12 protein-coding genes and 1 tRNA gene are annotated in these 14,589 nt (G+C 62.0%); 5 read left to right on the top strand and 8 right to left on the bottom strand.

The features are described from left to right. Window positions 1-40: 40 nt before the first annotated feature. From H567_RS22910 to H567_RS0103485, 7 genes are all read right to left on the bottom strand, one after another. Window positions 41-1,765, bottom strand: coding sequence for a sensor histidine kinase (locus H567_RS22910; RefSeq protein WP_051184445.1), 1,725 nt, complete (start codon window positions 1,763-1,765; stop codon window positions 41-43). An 82-nt stretch (window positions 1,766-1,847) separates the two neighbouring features. Then, window positions 1,848-3,842, bottom strand: a complete 1,995-nt coding sequence (uvrB, locus tag H567_RS0103510; protein ID WP_028320337.1) for an excinuclease ABC subunit UvrB — start codon at window positions 3,840-3,842, stop codon at window positions 1,848-1,850. Continuing rightward, window positions 3,835-5,283, bottom strand: a complete 1,449-nt coding sequence (gene cysS / locus H567_RS0103505) for a cysteine--tRNA ligase (RefSeq protein ID WP_028320336.1) — start codon at window positions 5,281-5,283, stop codon at window positions 3,835-3,837. Before cysS ends, uvrB begins: the two co-directional genes overlap by 8 nt. A 41-nt stretch (window positions 5,284-5,324) precedes the next feature. Continuing rightward, window positions 5,325-5,813: a 2-C-methyl-D-erythritol 2,4-cyclodiphosphate synthase gene (gene ispF / locus H567_RS0103500; protein WP_028320335.1), complete on the bottom strand. Its 489-nt coding sequence runs from the start codon at window positions 5,811-5,813 to the stop codon at window positions 5,325-5,327. Between the two features lie 46 nt (window positions 5,814-5,859). Beyond that, complete coding sequence (locus H567_RS0103495; RefSeq protein WP_028320334.1) at window positions 5,860-6,078, bottom strand: FmdB family zinc ribbon protein; 219 nt, start codon at window positions 6,076-6,078, stop codon at window positions 5,860-5,862. A 70-nt stretch (window positions 6,079-6,148) separates the two neighbouring features. After that, window positions 6,149-7,144, bottom strand: coding sequence for a GSU2086 family protein (locus H567_RS22905; protein ID WP_051184444.1), 996 nt, complete (start codon window positions 7,142-7,144; stop codon window positions 6,149-6,151). 8 nt (window positions 7,145-7,152) lie between these two features. Next, window positions 7,153-7,740: a D-sedoheptulose-7-phosphate isomerase gene (locus tag H567_RS0103485; RefSeq protein ID WP_028320333.1), complete on the bottom strand. Its 588-nt coding sequence runs from the start codon at window positions 7,738-7,740 to the stop codon at window positions 7,153-7,155. 520 nt (window positions 7,741-8,260) lie between these two features. On the opposite strand from H567_RS0103485, the gene H567_RS0103480 reads away from it, so the two are divergent. Then, a complete protein-coding gene (locus H567_RS0103480) occupies window positions 8,261-8,584 on the top strand; it encodes an HU family DNA-binding protein (protein ID WP_353743096.1) in 324 nt (107 codons plus the stop codon). Window positions 8,585-8,675: 91 nt separating this feature from the next. Here H567_RS0103480 and selA read toward each other — a convergent pair whose 3' ends face one another. After that, window positions 8,676-10,094 carry an L-seryl-tRNA(Sec) selenium transferase gene (selA, locus tag H567_RS0103475; protein WP_028320331.1) on the bottom strand — a complete coding sequence of 473 codons (1,419 nt, stop codon included), beginning with the start codon at window positions 10,092-10,094 and terminating at the stop codon, window positions 8,676-8,678. Window positions 10,095-10,311: 217 nt separating this feature from the next. Here selA and H567_RS0103470 point away from each other — a divergent pair. From H567_RS0103470 to pstC, 4 genes are all read left to right on the top strand, one after another. Beyond that, a tRNA-His gene (locus tag H567_RS0103470) sits at window positions 10,312-10,387 on the top strand. A 112-nt stretch (window positions 10,388-10,499) separates the two neighbouring features. Next, the gene (gene pyk, locus H567_RS0103465; protein WP_028320330.1) at window positions 10,500-11,909 is read left to right on the top strand and encodes a pyruvate kinase; all 1,410 of its coding nucleotides are present in this window, start codon (window positions 10,500-10,502) and stop codon (window positions 11,907-11,909) included. A 729-nt stretch (window positions 11,910-12,638) separates the two neighbouring features. After that, complete coding sequence (locus H567_RS0103460; protein ID WP_028320329.1) at window positions 12,639-13,457, top strand: phosphate ABC transporter substrate-binding protein; 819 nt, start codon at window positions 12,639-12,641, stop codon at window positions 13,455-13,457. 141 nt (window positions 13,458-13,598) lie between these two features. Beyond that, entirely contained in the window at window positions 13,599-14,519 is a 921-nt protein-coding gene (gene pstC / locus H567_RS0103455) for a phosphate ABC transporter permease subunit PstC (protein WP_084516823.1), read from the top strand. Window positions 14,520-14,589 lie beyond the last annotated feature (70 nt).

The raw sequence follows: 14,589 nt of genomic DNA, 5'->3' as shown, positions 1-14,589 counted from the left end.
TGCGCGGCGGCGGCTGCAGCGGCCGGGTCCGTCCGCCGGTCTACATCGCTCTGCGAAAGCCGTTTCCCCGTTTGCTGTCCTCGATCGGTGTCATGACAGGGATCCGGATCGTGAAGCGGGTCCCTTCGTCGACCCGGCTCTGGACGGTGATCTCCCCGCCCATCTTGCGGATGATCCCGTAGCAGATGGACAAACCGAGGCCCGTGCCTTTGCCGACCTGTTTGGTAGTGAAGAAAGGGTCGAAGATCTTGTTGAGATTCGCGGCCGGTATTCCGGAGCCGGTATCGGCGATCTCGAAGACGATGTCTTTCCCATCGCTTCGCCCGGTGATGTCGATCCGTCCGCCGGTCTTTTCCATCGCATCCAGGGCGTTGTTGATCAGGTTCAGAAAGACCTGCTGGATCTCCGTCGAAGAGGCCTGGATGCGGGGCAGGGTTTCTTCGATCTCGGTGTGGATCGTGGCGTTGCTGTACCGCGCGCGCTGGGCCGAGATCTCGACGATCTCCTCGACGATCTCTCTCAAATCGACCTCGCGGACCGTCGAGTCGGTGCGGCGCGCAAAACTGAGCAGTTTGTGGGTGATCTCCTTGCAGCGCTTCCCCTGCGTGCGGATCTGCTTCAGGGCGCGCTGGATTTCCGGCAGATTTTCGAGGTCGGGGGGGACATCCTCCAACAGATCCTCGATCCAGCCCGCCTCTTCAGCCATGATGGCCACCGGGTTGTTGATCTCGTGGGCGATGCCGGCTGCGAGTTCTCCCACGGAGGCCAGTTTACCCGCCTCCACGATCTGGTCGTTCATCATTTCCTTTTCGCGATCCGCCTCTTCCAGACGCCGGGCCATGGTCTTCACCCGAACGACCGCCAGCGTGATCGAGGCAAGGGCCCCGAGCAGGATGATGATCGCCGTGACATTGAGGGTGCGCCGGATGTCGGCGAAGGCCTCCGATGTCCGCTGCTGATAGACCAGGAGCCAATCGCCGCCCTTCAAAAAGGCGCTCGCGTAAAGGTTCTCCTGCCCATAGTCGTCCTTCATCTCCAGGATCTGAACCTCGTCCTCCCGCACCTCGGCCGAGAGCATCTTCTTGTAAGGGACGCTCGCCGCCGCCACCTCGAAAAGGGGCTTGGTCTGAAACTGCCCTTCCCGGTTCAGGATGAATGCGAAACCGGTCTCGCCGATCCGGATGTTTTCCACCAGGGTGTTGAAGGCGCCGAAATCGATCGTCGCCCGGAGGACCCAGTCCTTCTCTTCCCAGGTTTTCTTGACCGCCACGATGAAATGCGGAAGGCCGCGCAGCCCGAGAAAGACATCGCTGATGACATAATCGTTCTGCATGGCCTGTCTGAACCACTCGGCGTCCGCATAATGGGCCCCACCCAGGCGATAAGGGCCGGCGTAGGCCACCTGCATCCCATGATCGTCCACCAGACCCAGATCGACGTAGATCGGCCCGATATCCCTCTGCAGGGCCGCCAGGGTCTCTTCCATGAAACCCCGTTGGTTCGACGCTTCGAGCATGCACCGGTGGGAGAGGAACCGGATATTGCCCAGCCGCTCGTTCAGGAACGTATCGATCCGCTCCTTGTGTTTCTTCATCAGGGTGGTCAGATGGGCCCGCACCTTCTCCTGGTACGACGTCCTGAACTGGTAGAAGATGACACCGACGGCGAGAACCATTGGAATGACCGATACGAGCACCGTCGTCAAGATGCGGTTGATCACCAGGGAGTGGTAATCGAGTTTGCCGCTTTCGCTGAACATCTTCATGGGATCTTCACCTCTCGTGTCCGGGGCCGGCCGAGCACAGCCACGACCTCACTCCTGCCCGGGCGCCCGGAGACACCCCGCTTCAGACCGGCTCCATCTGGGCCATGGCCTGCTGCTCCAGGGCACGGATACGGTCGCGAAACCCCGCCGCCTCTTCGAACGCGAGGTCCTGCGCCGCAGCCATCATTTTGTCCGTCAAGTCCTCGATCTCCCGTTCGATCTCGTCCGGTGACCGGAAGGTACCGGCTGCCTCCGCAACGGCGGGGACCGTGAAGTAATCGGCTTCGACCTCGCTCCACAGGCCGTGGTCGATGTTCTTCCGGATCGTCGCCGGCGTGATGTGATGCTCCCGGTTGTAGGCCTCCTGGATCTCGCGCCGGCGTGTGCTCTCCTCTATGGCCCGGGCCATGGACTCCGTGACGGTGTCCGCATAGAGGATGACCTTGCCGTTGACATTGCGGGCGGCCCGCCCGCAGGTCTGGATCAGGGAACGCTCGGAGCGGAGAAACCCCTCCTTGTCGGCATCCAGGATCGCCACCAGGGACACCTCCGGCAGATCGAGCCCCTCCCTGAGCAGGTTGATCCCGACCAGTACATCGAAGGCCCCCAGCCGGAGGTCCCGGATGATATCCATCCGCTCGATGGTCTTGATGTCCGAATGCATGTAGCGCACCCGCACACCGAGGTCCGCCAGGTAGTCCGTCAGATCCTCGGCCATCTTCTTGGTGAGGGTCGTCACCAGCACGCGCTCGCCCCGATCGACCCGCTCCCGGATGCGCGCCAGCAGATCGTCCACCTGCTCGGCGGCCGGGCGCACCTCGATCACGGGGTCCATCAGCCCGGTCGGCCGGATGATCTGCTCCGCCACCCGCTCCGCCTTCGCCAATTCATAAGGGCCGGGCGTCGCCGAGACATAGATGGCCTGGTTGATCTTGCGCTCGAACTCCTCGAACCGGAGCGGCCGGTTGTCGAGCGCCGACGGCAGCCTGAACCCGTACTCCACCAGGGTCTCTTTCCGAGAGCGGTCTCCGTTGTACATGCCCCTCAGCTGAGGAACGGTAATGTGGCTCTCATCGATGACCACCAGGAAATCTTTCGGAAAATAGTCGAGCAGCGTAGGAGGGGGTTCGCCGGCCGCGCGGCCCGTCAGATGGCGGGAGTAGTTTTCGATCCCGTGGCAGTACCCCATCTCGATCATCATCTCGAGATCGAACCGGGTCCGCTCCTCGATCCGCTGGGCCTCGAGGAGCTTGCCCTGCTCCCGGAACGCATCCACCCGCTCCCCCAGTTCCACCTTGATCGCCTCGATCGCCTTCTCGCGGATCTCGACGCTGGTGACGTAATGGCTGGCGGGGTAGATCGTCACCCGGTTCATGTGGCCGAGGGTCTTTCCCGTCAACGGGTCGATCTCCTGGATCGCCTCCACTTCGTCGCCGAAGAAGCAGATCCGAACGGCCCGCTCCTCCTCGTGCACCGGGTAGATGTCCAGCACATCGCCCCGCGCCCGGAAGCGCCCCCGGTAAAAATCCAGATCGCCCCGTTCGTACTGGATCTCCACCAGCTTCCTGACCGCCGCTTCCCGGGAGAGCTCCACGCCCCGCTCCACATAGAGCAGCATGTCCTGGTAGGCCTCGGGCGATCCGAGGCCGTAGATGCAGGAGACGCTGGCTACGATGATGACATCGTCCCGATCGAGGAGCGAGCGGGTGGCGGCGTGGCGCATCTTGTCGATCTGGTCGTTGATGTGCGAATCTTTCTGGATATAGGTGTCGGACTGGGGGATGTAGGCCTCGGGCTGGTAGTAATCGTAATAACTGACGAAATACTCCACGGCGTTGCGGGGGAAGAGGTGTTTGAGTTCCCCGTAGAGCTGGCCCGCCAGCGTCTTGTTCGGTGCGATGACGAGCGTCGTCTTCTGCACGCGGTCGATCACCTGCGCGATGCTGAACGTCTTCCCGGAGCCCGTCACCCCGAGGAGGACCTGGTGGGTCAACCCCTCTTCCAGCCCGCCCGCGAGCGCATCGATCGCCTGAGGCTGATCGCCGCAAGGGGAGAGATCCGTAACGATCTCAAACATCCAGCCTCCAGGTCGTCCCGCCTGGCCCGTCTTCGAGGACGACCCCCATCTCCTTGAGCCGGTCGCGGATCCTGTCGGCCTTCGCCCAATCCTTGCCTGCCCGGGCCTGCATGCGCTCCTCGACCAGGGCGTCGATTTCGGACCGGTCGGCAGACAACCCCCTGCCGGCCATCTCGTCGAAAAAGACATCCGGCGGCGTCTCCAGCAGCCCGAGCACGGAGGCGGCCGCAAGCAGTTCGCCGCGGCCCGTCTGCAGCTGTTCCACGCGGTTTTCCGCCGGCCCGGCGTCCAGGATGCGGTTCAGGTCCCGGACCTTTTCGAAGAGGATTCCGATCGCTCCGGCGGTGTTCAAGTCATCGTCCATAGCGTGCACGAACGCGCCCAGAAAGGTCGTATCGTCCTGCTGCCCCTCCGCCAGGGTCCCGAAATCGGGGAGGCCCTCCGGAGGACCCGCCTCCTCCTCCAGGCGCTTCAGCGTCCGGTAGATGCGGACCAGGCCGGACTGCTGGCCGAGGACGGCGCCTTTGCTGAAATCGAGGGGGCTCCGGTAATGCTTGGACAGCAGGAACAACCTCAACACCTGCGGGTGGTACTGCTCGACCGCATCGCGGATGGTCAGGAAGTTGCCCAGCGACTTCGACATCTTTTCCCCTTCGACCGTCACGAAGCCGTTGTGCACCCAGTAGCGGGCGAACTCGCCTCCGTTGGCGCCGATGGACTGGGCCCGCTCGTTTTCGTGGTGGGGGAACAGCAAATCGCGCCCCCCGCCGTGGATGTCGAAAGACGGCCCCAGGTACCGGTTGCTCATGACCGAGCACTCGAGGTGCCAACCCGGCCGGCCCGGCCCCCACGGGCTGGACCACTGCGGCTCCCCCGGTTTGGCGCTCTTCCAGAGGGCGAAATCCATGGGGTGCCGCTTCTTCTCGTCCACGGCGATCCGGCTGCCCGCCTTCATGTCCTCCAGCTTCCGGCCTGAAAGCGCACCGTACCCCTGAAACGCCTCGACCGAGTAGAACACATCACCGTCGACTGCATAGGCCAGCCCCTTTTCCAGAAGGGCCTCGATCATCGCGATCATCCCTTCGACATGTTCGGTGGCCCGCGGTTCGATGTCGGCCTCGAGCACGCCGAGCCGCCCCATGTCTTCGTAAAAGGCGTCGATGAAGCGCTGCGCCAGAACGCCCGGGTCCTCCCCGAGCTGGGCGGCCCGATCGATGATCTTGTCATCCACGTCGGTGAAGTTCCGGACGTAGGTCACCTCGAGCCCTTTGGCCCGGAGATAGCGCACGAGCACATCGAAGACGATCGCGGAGCGCGCATGTCCGATGTGGCAAAGATCGTAGACCGTAACCCCGCACACATACAGGCCGACCTTGCCGGGTTCGCGGGGCGTGAAGGGTTCTTTTCTCCGCGTCGCGGTGTTGTAAAGCTGTAACGTCAACGATTTTCTCCTTTATGAAGGGCCTGCGCCGGCAGGCGGCTCTATGGCGTTCCCGCCCCGACCGGGCGCAGACTCACGATCGCATAGGCGGCGATCCCCTCCCCCCGGCCGCAGAAGCCGAGGCCTTCGGTCGTCGTCGCCTTGATGTTGATGCATTCGGCAGGCGTCTGAAGGGTGCGGGCGATCCGTTCCCGCATCTCGGGGACAAAGGGTGCGAGCTTCGGCCGCTCGGCCACGACCGTGGCATCCAGGTTGTTGATGCACCAGCCCTGCTGCATCAGCATGTCATGGACCTCATCCAGCAGAATCAGGCTGGAGATCCCCTCGAGTGCCGGATCGCTGTCCGGGAAGTGGCGTCCGATGTCCCCCAGGCCCAGGGCCCCGACGATGGCGTCCATCACGGCGTGGATCAGGACATCCGCATCCGAATGCCCTGCCAGCCCCGCCGGGAAAGGGACATGGACCCCGCCCAGGATGAGGGCGCGGTCCGGCGCAAGGGCATGCACATCGTACCCGAAGCCTACGCGCACGAGCGGTGTTTCATGATTCACGGGACCCATTTTCCCCCGGCCGGCCTCAATGACAACTGCTGCAGCTGCCTCCGGAACAGGAGGCGCATCCCGAAGACCCGGAGGACGGTGTAAAGCCGCTGTCGCTCTTGAATCCGCAGGCGGACATGAGGCGCGTCACATCGGTCCCTTTGCAGTGGGGGCAGGCGATCTGGCTGTCGCCCGAAAAGACCAGGGCTTCGAACTCGCGGTCGCATGCTTTGCATCGATATTCATAGATAGGCATATGATTGATCCCTTCCAAAAATCACTCGTGCCCATCGCCAAACACCCGATGAGCACCGGTACATGTGTAGTCAGATGTCCCGCCGGCTGTCCGGCGGCGGTCCGTTTCCTGCGCCCCCGGCCTCGTCAAGCCCTTCGATCACGGCTGCAGCCAGAAGCGGGAACATGATTTCGTGGTGGCCGACCAGGTTGTAGCCCTTTCCGCCGTCCAGCGTCGGACGGTTGACGACATTGGTCACGGGTCGATAGTGGCGGATGAAATCCATATTCACCGTTGTAAAATGCTGCACGCGGTGCCCCAGATTCCTGACGAGGCTGAGCGCCTTCAAAAAGACCTCCGGAAGGATGACAGCCGAGCCGAGGTTGATATAGACTCCGCCTTCCAGCATCGAAACCGCGCGCGCAAAGACCCGGAAATCCCGGTGGGATGTCTTGCCGATAGCCGCTCCGTCCACGCTCGGGTGGAAGTGGATGATGTCGGTGCCCAGGGCCACGTGGACCGTGACCGGGATATCCAGGCGGCAGGCCTGTGCCAGCAGACTCTGGTCGCAGTGAGGGAAACGTTCCCGCTCGAGCATGGCCCCGACGGCCCGCCCAAGCCCCAGATCATGGGCCGCCCCCTCCCGGATGGCCCTGTTGAGATAGGCGCCGGTCTCCTCCGCCATCCCGAAACGGCCGGAACCGAGCTCGGCCGCGACATCTTCGGAGGTGGAACCCACCATCGCCAGTTCGCTGTCGTGGATGATCCCGGCCCCGTTCAATGCAAGGGCGCTGATCGCCCCTCGGCGCATCAGATCGATGATGACGGGGTTGAGCCCCACCTTGATGGCATGCGCCCCCATGGCGAGGATGACAGGCCGGTCCCGTCCGATCGCACCCACGATGCCGCTGGCGATCTCCAGCAGATCCTTCGCCGCCAGGATGCGCGGCAGGGAGGCCAGCCATTCCTTGACCGAACCACCGGCCCGCCACGGCCGGGCGAAATCGTCCCGGCACACGATGCTCTTGCGCTCCGACAGGGGATAAGAGCGAACGCCGGCCAGCTCGATAGGATCAAAAAGCGTCATCGCAATGGTCAACTCTCGTTCAAGTGCCTCTGAAAAAGGATATAATCAACCAGATGGCACAGCATATGTCCAGCCAAAATATGGGCTTCCTGCACCCTGGCGGTGGTCTTGCTCTTGACCACCATGGCCAGGTCCGCCATCCGGCGGACCTCCCCCCCGTCTCCGCCCAGGAGGGCGGCCGTATAGAGCCCGGCCTTGCGCGCCGCCTCGACCGCCTTCACGATGTTCTTCGAACGGCCGCTCGTCGTCAGCACCAGGAGGACATCCCCCGCTGCGCCCAGCGCTGCGACCTGCTTTGAAAAAACCTGATCGAAGTCGTAGTCGTTGGCGATGCTGGTCAGAACCGATGTGTCCGTCGTCAGCGCAAGCGCGGGCAGGGGAGGGCGCTCCAACTGAAAACGGTTGACAAACTCCGCGGCCAGATGCTGGGCATCTGCGGCGCTGCCGCCGTTTCCGCAAAGCAGCAGCTTGCGGTCCCCGGTGAAGGCCGAGGCGATCTTCTCGGCGAGCGCCGCGATCTGCGCACCCTGTTCGCGGATGAAGGCCTCCTTGACCTCGATGCTCTCCACCAGGATGTCCTTGATGATACGCTCCAAGGATGTCCCCTTTCCTCGATTCGATTCAGTTCACAGGAGCCGGAAAAAGCCTTGCCCGTCTTCGCATCGGCACTTCCGCGGGAATCCGTTTCCAAGGCCGTAAAGCGGTTGATTCGACCGATAATGTATGACCTGCCGCCCGCGATGTCAACCGGAGCGAAGCCGATGGCCGGCCCCCCTCCTCATGGAATCGAAAGACAGGGATAGTCGACGATGACCTGATCGGGGGGTCCGCCGGCAGGGCGCCGCGCACTCCGTTGCATCCCCGGACCCGCTCCCAGAAGCCCCCACCCGGAGTGAATGCAATTTTTTCCTTGTTTTTAGGGGTTTTCACGGCACTTTTTGATTATTTTTTATTGAAAAGGTGTATTTCATGTGCTAGAAAGGCCAAAATTAGCATTGTTACTGACGATTTTCGCAGAGACATGAGGATGGGGTGGGTTTAAGCGGTATCCGTCATTTTATGGACCGTTTATCATTCTGGGGATGAAAGGGGGGAAAGAGAAAGGAAGAAGCTATACTGAGGAAGAATGATCTTTCGAAACCCGATCAGCGACACAGAAGGGGGGACACCATGACAAAGGCCGAGTTAGTGGCAGAAATCGCCAAGAATTCCCAGCTATCGAAGTCAGACGCTGAAAAAGCACTCAACTCATTCATCGATGTCGCCAAGAAGACCCTCAAAAAAGACAAGAAACTGGCTCTCGCTGGGTTTGGTTCTTTTGTGGTCGCCAAGAGAAAAGCACGGAAAGGCAGAAATCCCCAGACAGGAAAAACCATCAATATCAAGGCAAAGAATGTGGTTAAATTCCGACCCGGAAAGGCCCTCAAAGAAAGCGTTTAAACATATCGACATATCTCCAAAAAAAAAGCGGGTTTTCAGACCCGCTTTTTTTGTGGTCGCTTTTCGATGAAGACCCGCGCCCTCTTCTCCCTCACCGCATCCCGCGTGCTATCCGGTGGATGGTTTGGGCGACGATCGTCATCTCCCCCGTCTGAATCGTCCGCACATCCAGCATGACCCGCTCGTGCTCCACCCTGGCGATCACCGGAGGGTCGGAGGCGCGAAGGGCCTTTTCCAGAGACTGCGCCGTCATCTTTCCTGGATCGAGGCAGACCAGACAAGTCGGCAATTCGAGGAGGGGCAACGCCCCCCCGCCCACCTTGGACGACCCGTCGCACAGGCTCACCCCGAGAGCAGCCCCCTCTCCGAGGCCGATCATGTCCATCAGGCTTCGGGCCTTCCGGCGCAGCTCTTCCAGCGGCTGCAGGATCATCCGGAGCGTCGGGATCTCCTGGATGGCCTCTTTGGGATCGCGGTAAAGCCTGAGCGTCTCCTCCAGGGCCAGAAGGGTCAGCTTGTCGATCCTCAGCGCCCGGTTGAGCTGATTGCCCCGAATCGCCTCGACCAGGTCGCGCCGCCCCAGGATGATCCCGGCCTGAGGCCCCCCGAGCAGCTTGTCCCCGCTGAACGTCACCAGATCCGCACCCTGGGCGAGCACCTCCTGGACGGTGGGCTCCCGCGAGAGCCCGAATGCGTCGAGGTCGACGAAACAGCCGCTCCCGAGGTCCTCCATCACCGGCAGCCCGTAACGGCGTCCCAGCTCCGCGAGTTCAGCCAGGGGGACCTCTTTGGTGAAGCCGATCACCTGGAAATTGCTCGTGTGCACCTTCAAAAGCAACGCGGTCTCGGGGCGGATCGCCTCTTCATAATCCTTCAGATGGGTCTTGTTGGTGGTTCCCACTTCGATCATCGTGGCGCCGCTCTTGCGCATGACGTCGGGGATCCGGAACGACCCGCCGATCTCGACGAGCTGCCCGCGGGAGACGATCACTTCACGGCCCTTGGCCAGCGTCTCGAGGGCGATGAGCACCGCCGCGGCGTTGTTGTTCACGACCATGGCCGCTTCGGCCGAGGTCAACTCCCTGAGGATCCCCTCTACGTGCACATAGCGGCTGCCGCGCCGGCCTTCCTTCAAATCGTATTCGAGATTGCTGTACCCTCCGGCGAGGGAACGGAAGCGGTCGATCACCCGTTCGGCCAGGATGGACCGCCCGAGGTTCGTGTGGGCCACCACCCCCGTCGCATTGATGACAGGCCGGAGGCTGGGCCGGGCAAGGTCCTCGACCCGTTCCCGGACCTTCGTCAAAACGGCCGCGATATCGAGATCCTTCGGGTCCTCGATCCCGCCCTCGAGTATCCGGGCACGGAGATCTTCCAGAACTTGATGAATCGCCTTCAAAATCAGCGCCCGGGGGTGGGTCCGCGCCAGGCCCTGAATCTCCTCGCTTCCGAGGAGCCGATCGACGCCGGGGATCTTCCGCAAGAAAATCTGTCTGTCTTCGTTGCCCACTCAAACGCTCCTTTCGTGGATCGTGTCGATGAAGACTATAAAAGACCTCCTCCGATCCGTCAATGTCCATTCCTCCGGCCAAAACCCCTGCCGGGGCCGGAGTCCGGAACGCGGATATCCAACGGAAAGAGAGGAGGGCGTCCCCTGGAGGCCCGGATCAAACTTTGCGCTTGCCTCGGCCCCGGCACCTGTGGTAGAAGGATGGTCGATGTCGATGGTGAGTGTAGCTCAGCTGGCAGAGCACTGGGTTGTGGCCCCAGCGGTCGAGGGTTCAAATCCCTTCACTCACCCCATCATATTCTCAGATCACCCAGAGGGGGAATGCGTTCCCCCTCTTTCGTCTCCCATCCGTGCTTCCTCAGCCGCAGCATCGGCCCGCGTGATCCGTCGAAGAAAGGAACTCCGATGCCCTTTCCGAAGACCAAGATCGTCTGCACCATCGGTCCGGCCAGCGAATCGCCCGAGATCCTGAGAGCCCTTCTTCTGAATGGCATGAGCGTCGCCAGGCTGAATTTCTCGCATGGGACCCACAGGGACCATGCCGCCAAGATCAAGGCCCTCCGCGCTTTATCCGCTGAACTGAAGAAGCCCGTCGGAATCCTGCAGGACCTCGGTGGACCGAAGATCCGCGTCGGCAGGATCCCGGACCCCGGCATCACCCTGAAGGCCGGCCAGCGCTTCATCCTCACCTCCGAAAAGATCGACGGAACGGCTGTCCAGGTGTCCATCTCCTACCCCACCCTGCCCGACGAAGCGAAGCCCGGGGACCGGATTCTGCTGGCCGACGGCTTTCTCGAACTCAAGGTTCTGGAGGTCGTTCCCCCACGAATCATCTGCGAGGTCATCACCGGAGGCATCCTGACCTCGCACAAGGGCGTCAATCTCCCCTCCCGAACCATCAGCACGCCGTCCATCACCGCAAAGGACAAACACGACCTCCGCTTCGGGCTGGAGCAGGAGGTCGACTGTGTCGCCCTTTCCTTCGTCCGGAGCCGGCAGGAGATCGACCAGGTCAGGGAGATGATCGCCCAGGCCGGCAAGGACACGCCTGTGATCGCCAAGATCGAAAAGCACGAGGCCGTTCAGCGCATCGACGAAATCCTGCGGGCGGCCGACGGGGTCATGGTAGCGCGCGGGGATTTGGGGGTGGAAATCCCGCTCTATGAAGTCCCCATGATCCAGAAAGAGATCATCGAAAAGGCCAACCGTCTGGGAAAACCGGTCATCACCGCCACCCAGATGCTGCGGTCCATGGTCGACTCGCCCCGTCCGACACGGGCCGAAGCGACGGATGTGGCCAATGCGGTGCTGGACGGGACGGATGCGGTCATGCTCTCGGAGGAAACGGCCAGCGGACGATATCCAGTGGAAGCGGTCCGGTTCATGGCGCAGATCCTTCAACAGACCGAAATCCACTTTCCCCATGCCAGGTACCTGGAGCGCCCGGTAGGCGGCGACATCCCGGAAGCGGTGGCCCATGCCTCCTGCACCCTGGCCGAACGGCTGCATGCCGCTGCCATCATCGCACCTACCCGGTCCGGCCAGACCGCACGCCTCATCTCGAGTTTCCGCCCCAGAAACCACCTGATCGCGGTCTCCCCCTCCGAGGAGACCGTCAGGAGACTCACCCTCTGCTGGGGCTGCCTCCCGATCCTGGTCGCAAGGCCTTCCGACACCGACGACATGTTCGACAAGGCCGCCGCTGCGGCGCTCGATTCAGGCAACGTCAGGGAAAAGGACCTGGTGGTCATCACGGCCGGTCATCCGGTATGGGTGCCCGGTTCGACCAATATGGTCAAAGTCCGATACCTTTAGCCGTCTCTTGCGGACCCCGCCGCGGAGTTCGGCCTTCACTGCCCGGCAAACGGGCATCTCTCTCCGGGCCGGAGAGAGACGCACAGCCTCGAGTTCAAGCCTGCCAGCCTTCGGACCCGGACCAATGACGGCTCCCGCCCTTGCGGCATCCACTCGACGGAGCAACGTCCAGGTTTATCCGCCCTCAGCATTTTTCTCCATGATGTGCCGCCTTCATCGAATTTTAATCTTCGGCTAACACGGGTCGAACACCGCACACGCATTGTCTTTCCCATCATCACTCTTTCCTGGCCGGGTTCACCCAAATCAACACACCTCGCCCTGGAAGGACAGGGCCTGGGGCTCCCCCCAGGCCAAACTTATTTCTGAGACCGTTTGGAGGCAACGAAACTGAAAGGGGGTACGGGAGATGCGGAACAGGCCTCCCACGAAATCCTAACCCAATGCTAACCGAATTCTAACATATCTGGCTTTGAATACGGGGTGATCGTCCGATTGCGGGCAGGCTCCCGGTACAAAGCGTTTCAAAAAACCAACGGATGCTCCCCGGCGGCGGTTCAGGGGACGGCGACCTTCAAGCCGAACGAATATCCGACGTGCCTGCCGCCGCCCCTCGAGGCGGAGGGCGGCGGCGGATGCCCGGGCCAGCCGCCTGATCCCGGAAGCGGCAAAGAGGCCGCGCCGTCGATGAGGACACAGGAGCGATATCCCATTTCAGGAGGACCATTCATGCGACAGAAAATCGTGATCATTTTGAGTTTTTTGGCAGTTTTTTGCCTCATAGCGGGATCCGCATGGGCCGGCAGCATCACCATCAAGGGATCCACCACCGTCCTGCCCGTCGCCCAGAAGGTGTCCGAGGCGTACATGCAGCAGTTCCCGGACGTGAAAATCTCCCTGTCCGGGGGCGGGTCCGGCAACGGGATCAAGGCCCTGATCGACGGGTCCACCGACATCGCCAACAGCTCCCGGTTCATCAAGGACAAAGAAGTCAAGCTCGCCGTGGAAAAGGGCCGTTACCCGGTTCCCTTCGCGGTGGCCTATGACTGCATCGTCCCCGTGGTGCACACTGGCAACCCCATCGCCAACATCACCCTCATGCAGCTCAAGGACATCTATATGGGCAAGATCAAGAACTGGCGTGAAATCGGCGGCCCCGACCGGCCGATCGTCGTCATCTCCCGCGACACCTCGTCGGGCACCTACGAGGTCTGGGAAGAAAAGGTCATGCAAAAGGAGCGGGTCTTTCCCGCCGCCCTGCTGCAGGCCTCGAACGGCGCCATCGTCCAGGCGGTCTCCAAAAACCCGAACGCCATCGGATACATCGGCATCGGATACATCGACGGAAGCGTCAAGGCCCTGATGGTCGACCGCGTCGCCGGCACACCCGAAAGCACCCTGAACGGGACCTATCCGATCAGCCGCGCCCTTTACATGTTTACCCAGGGATGGCCTGTGGGCGACACCCTCGACTTCATCAATTTCGTCCTGCATCCCGAAAAGGGACAGAAATACGTCAAAGATGCCGGGTTCGTTCCGCTTTATTGACCGGCCCGAATGCACCATCATCTGACACGGCGGCAGGACGCACCGGTTTGGGGTGCGTCCTGTGCCGCTTCTCTTCGGACGATGCGGCCCCATTGGTGAAATCGACCTACCGCCGCGATCTGCAGTATGAACGGTTCCCCTATGATGGCAAAGCCCGATCCCAGCCACACCGGTTCTGCCAGGCAGCGCAAAGAACGTGCGATCCGTGTCTTCTTCTTTCTGACCGCACTCGCCTCCATCGCCACGCTGTCCTTCATCATGCTGTTTCTCTTCGCCGAGGGCGTGCCGCTTTTCCGCGATGTACCGGTGTCCGATTTTCTTTTCGGGCGGTACTGGTACCCGACATCGGATCCGCCGGATTTCGGGATCTTTCCCCTCATCCTCGCGTCCCTTTCGGTGACCCTGGTCGCCTCGGCCATCTCCATCCCCCTCGGTGTCATGACGGCGCTCTATCTGGCCGAATCGGCCTCGCACCGTCTGAGGCAGTGGGTCAAGCCCATCGTCGAACTGCTCGCAGCGCTCCCCTCCGTCGTCATCGGTTTTTTCGGGATGGTGATCGTCGCCCCGTTCCTGCAGAACACCTTCAATCTCCCGACAGGCCTCAATCTGTTCAACGCCTCCCTGATGCTGGCCTTCATGTCGGTGCCGACCATCTGCAGCATCTCGGAGGACGCCATCTTCAGCGTGCCCCGTGAACTCAAGGAGGCCTCCCTGGCCCTGGGTGCCACCCGCTGGGAGACCATCGCCCGGGTGATCATCCCCGCCTCCCTCTCAGGGATATCCACGGCGGTGATCCTAGGAATGTCGCGGGCGATCGGGGAAACTATGGTGGTCCTGATGGTTGCCGGCGGGGCGGCCATGATCCCGACCTCCCTTTTCGACCCCGTGCGGCCCATGCCCGCCAGCATCGCGGCCGAGATGGCCGAGGCCCCGTTCCGGGGCGACCATTACTATGCCCTGTTTGCGACCGGCGTCGTCCTTTTCCTGTTCACGCTCCTTTTCAACCTGATCGCCGACCATGTCGCCCATCGCTACAAACAGACCGGAGCCGCGACACTTTGATGCAGAAACATCCCGGAACAACCTTGGACCCCCGGGCCGACAGCCGCCTGTCCCTGAAGAGACGATTCGT

Source organism: Desulfatiglans anilini DSM 4660 (assembly GCF_000422285.1).
GTDB classification, from domain to species: Bacteria; Desulfobacterota; DSM-4660; order Desulfatiglandales; family Desulfatiglandaceae; genus Desulfatiglans; species Desulfatiglans anilini.
Note: the sequence above shows the minus strand (reverse complement) of the source record. Positions and strands in the feature narration are given on the sequence as shown.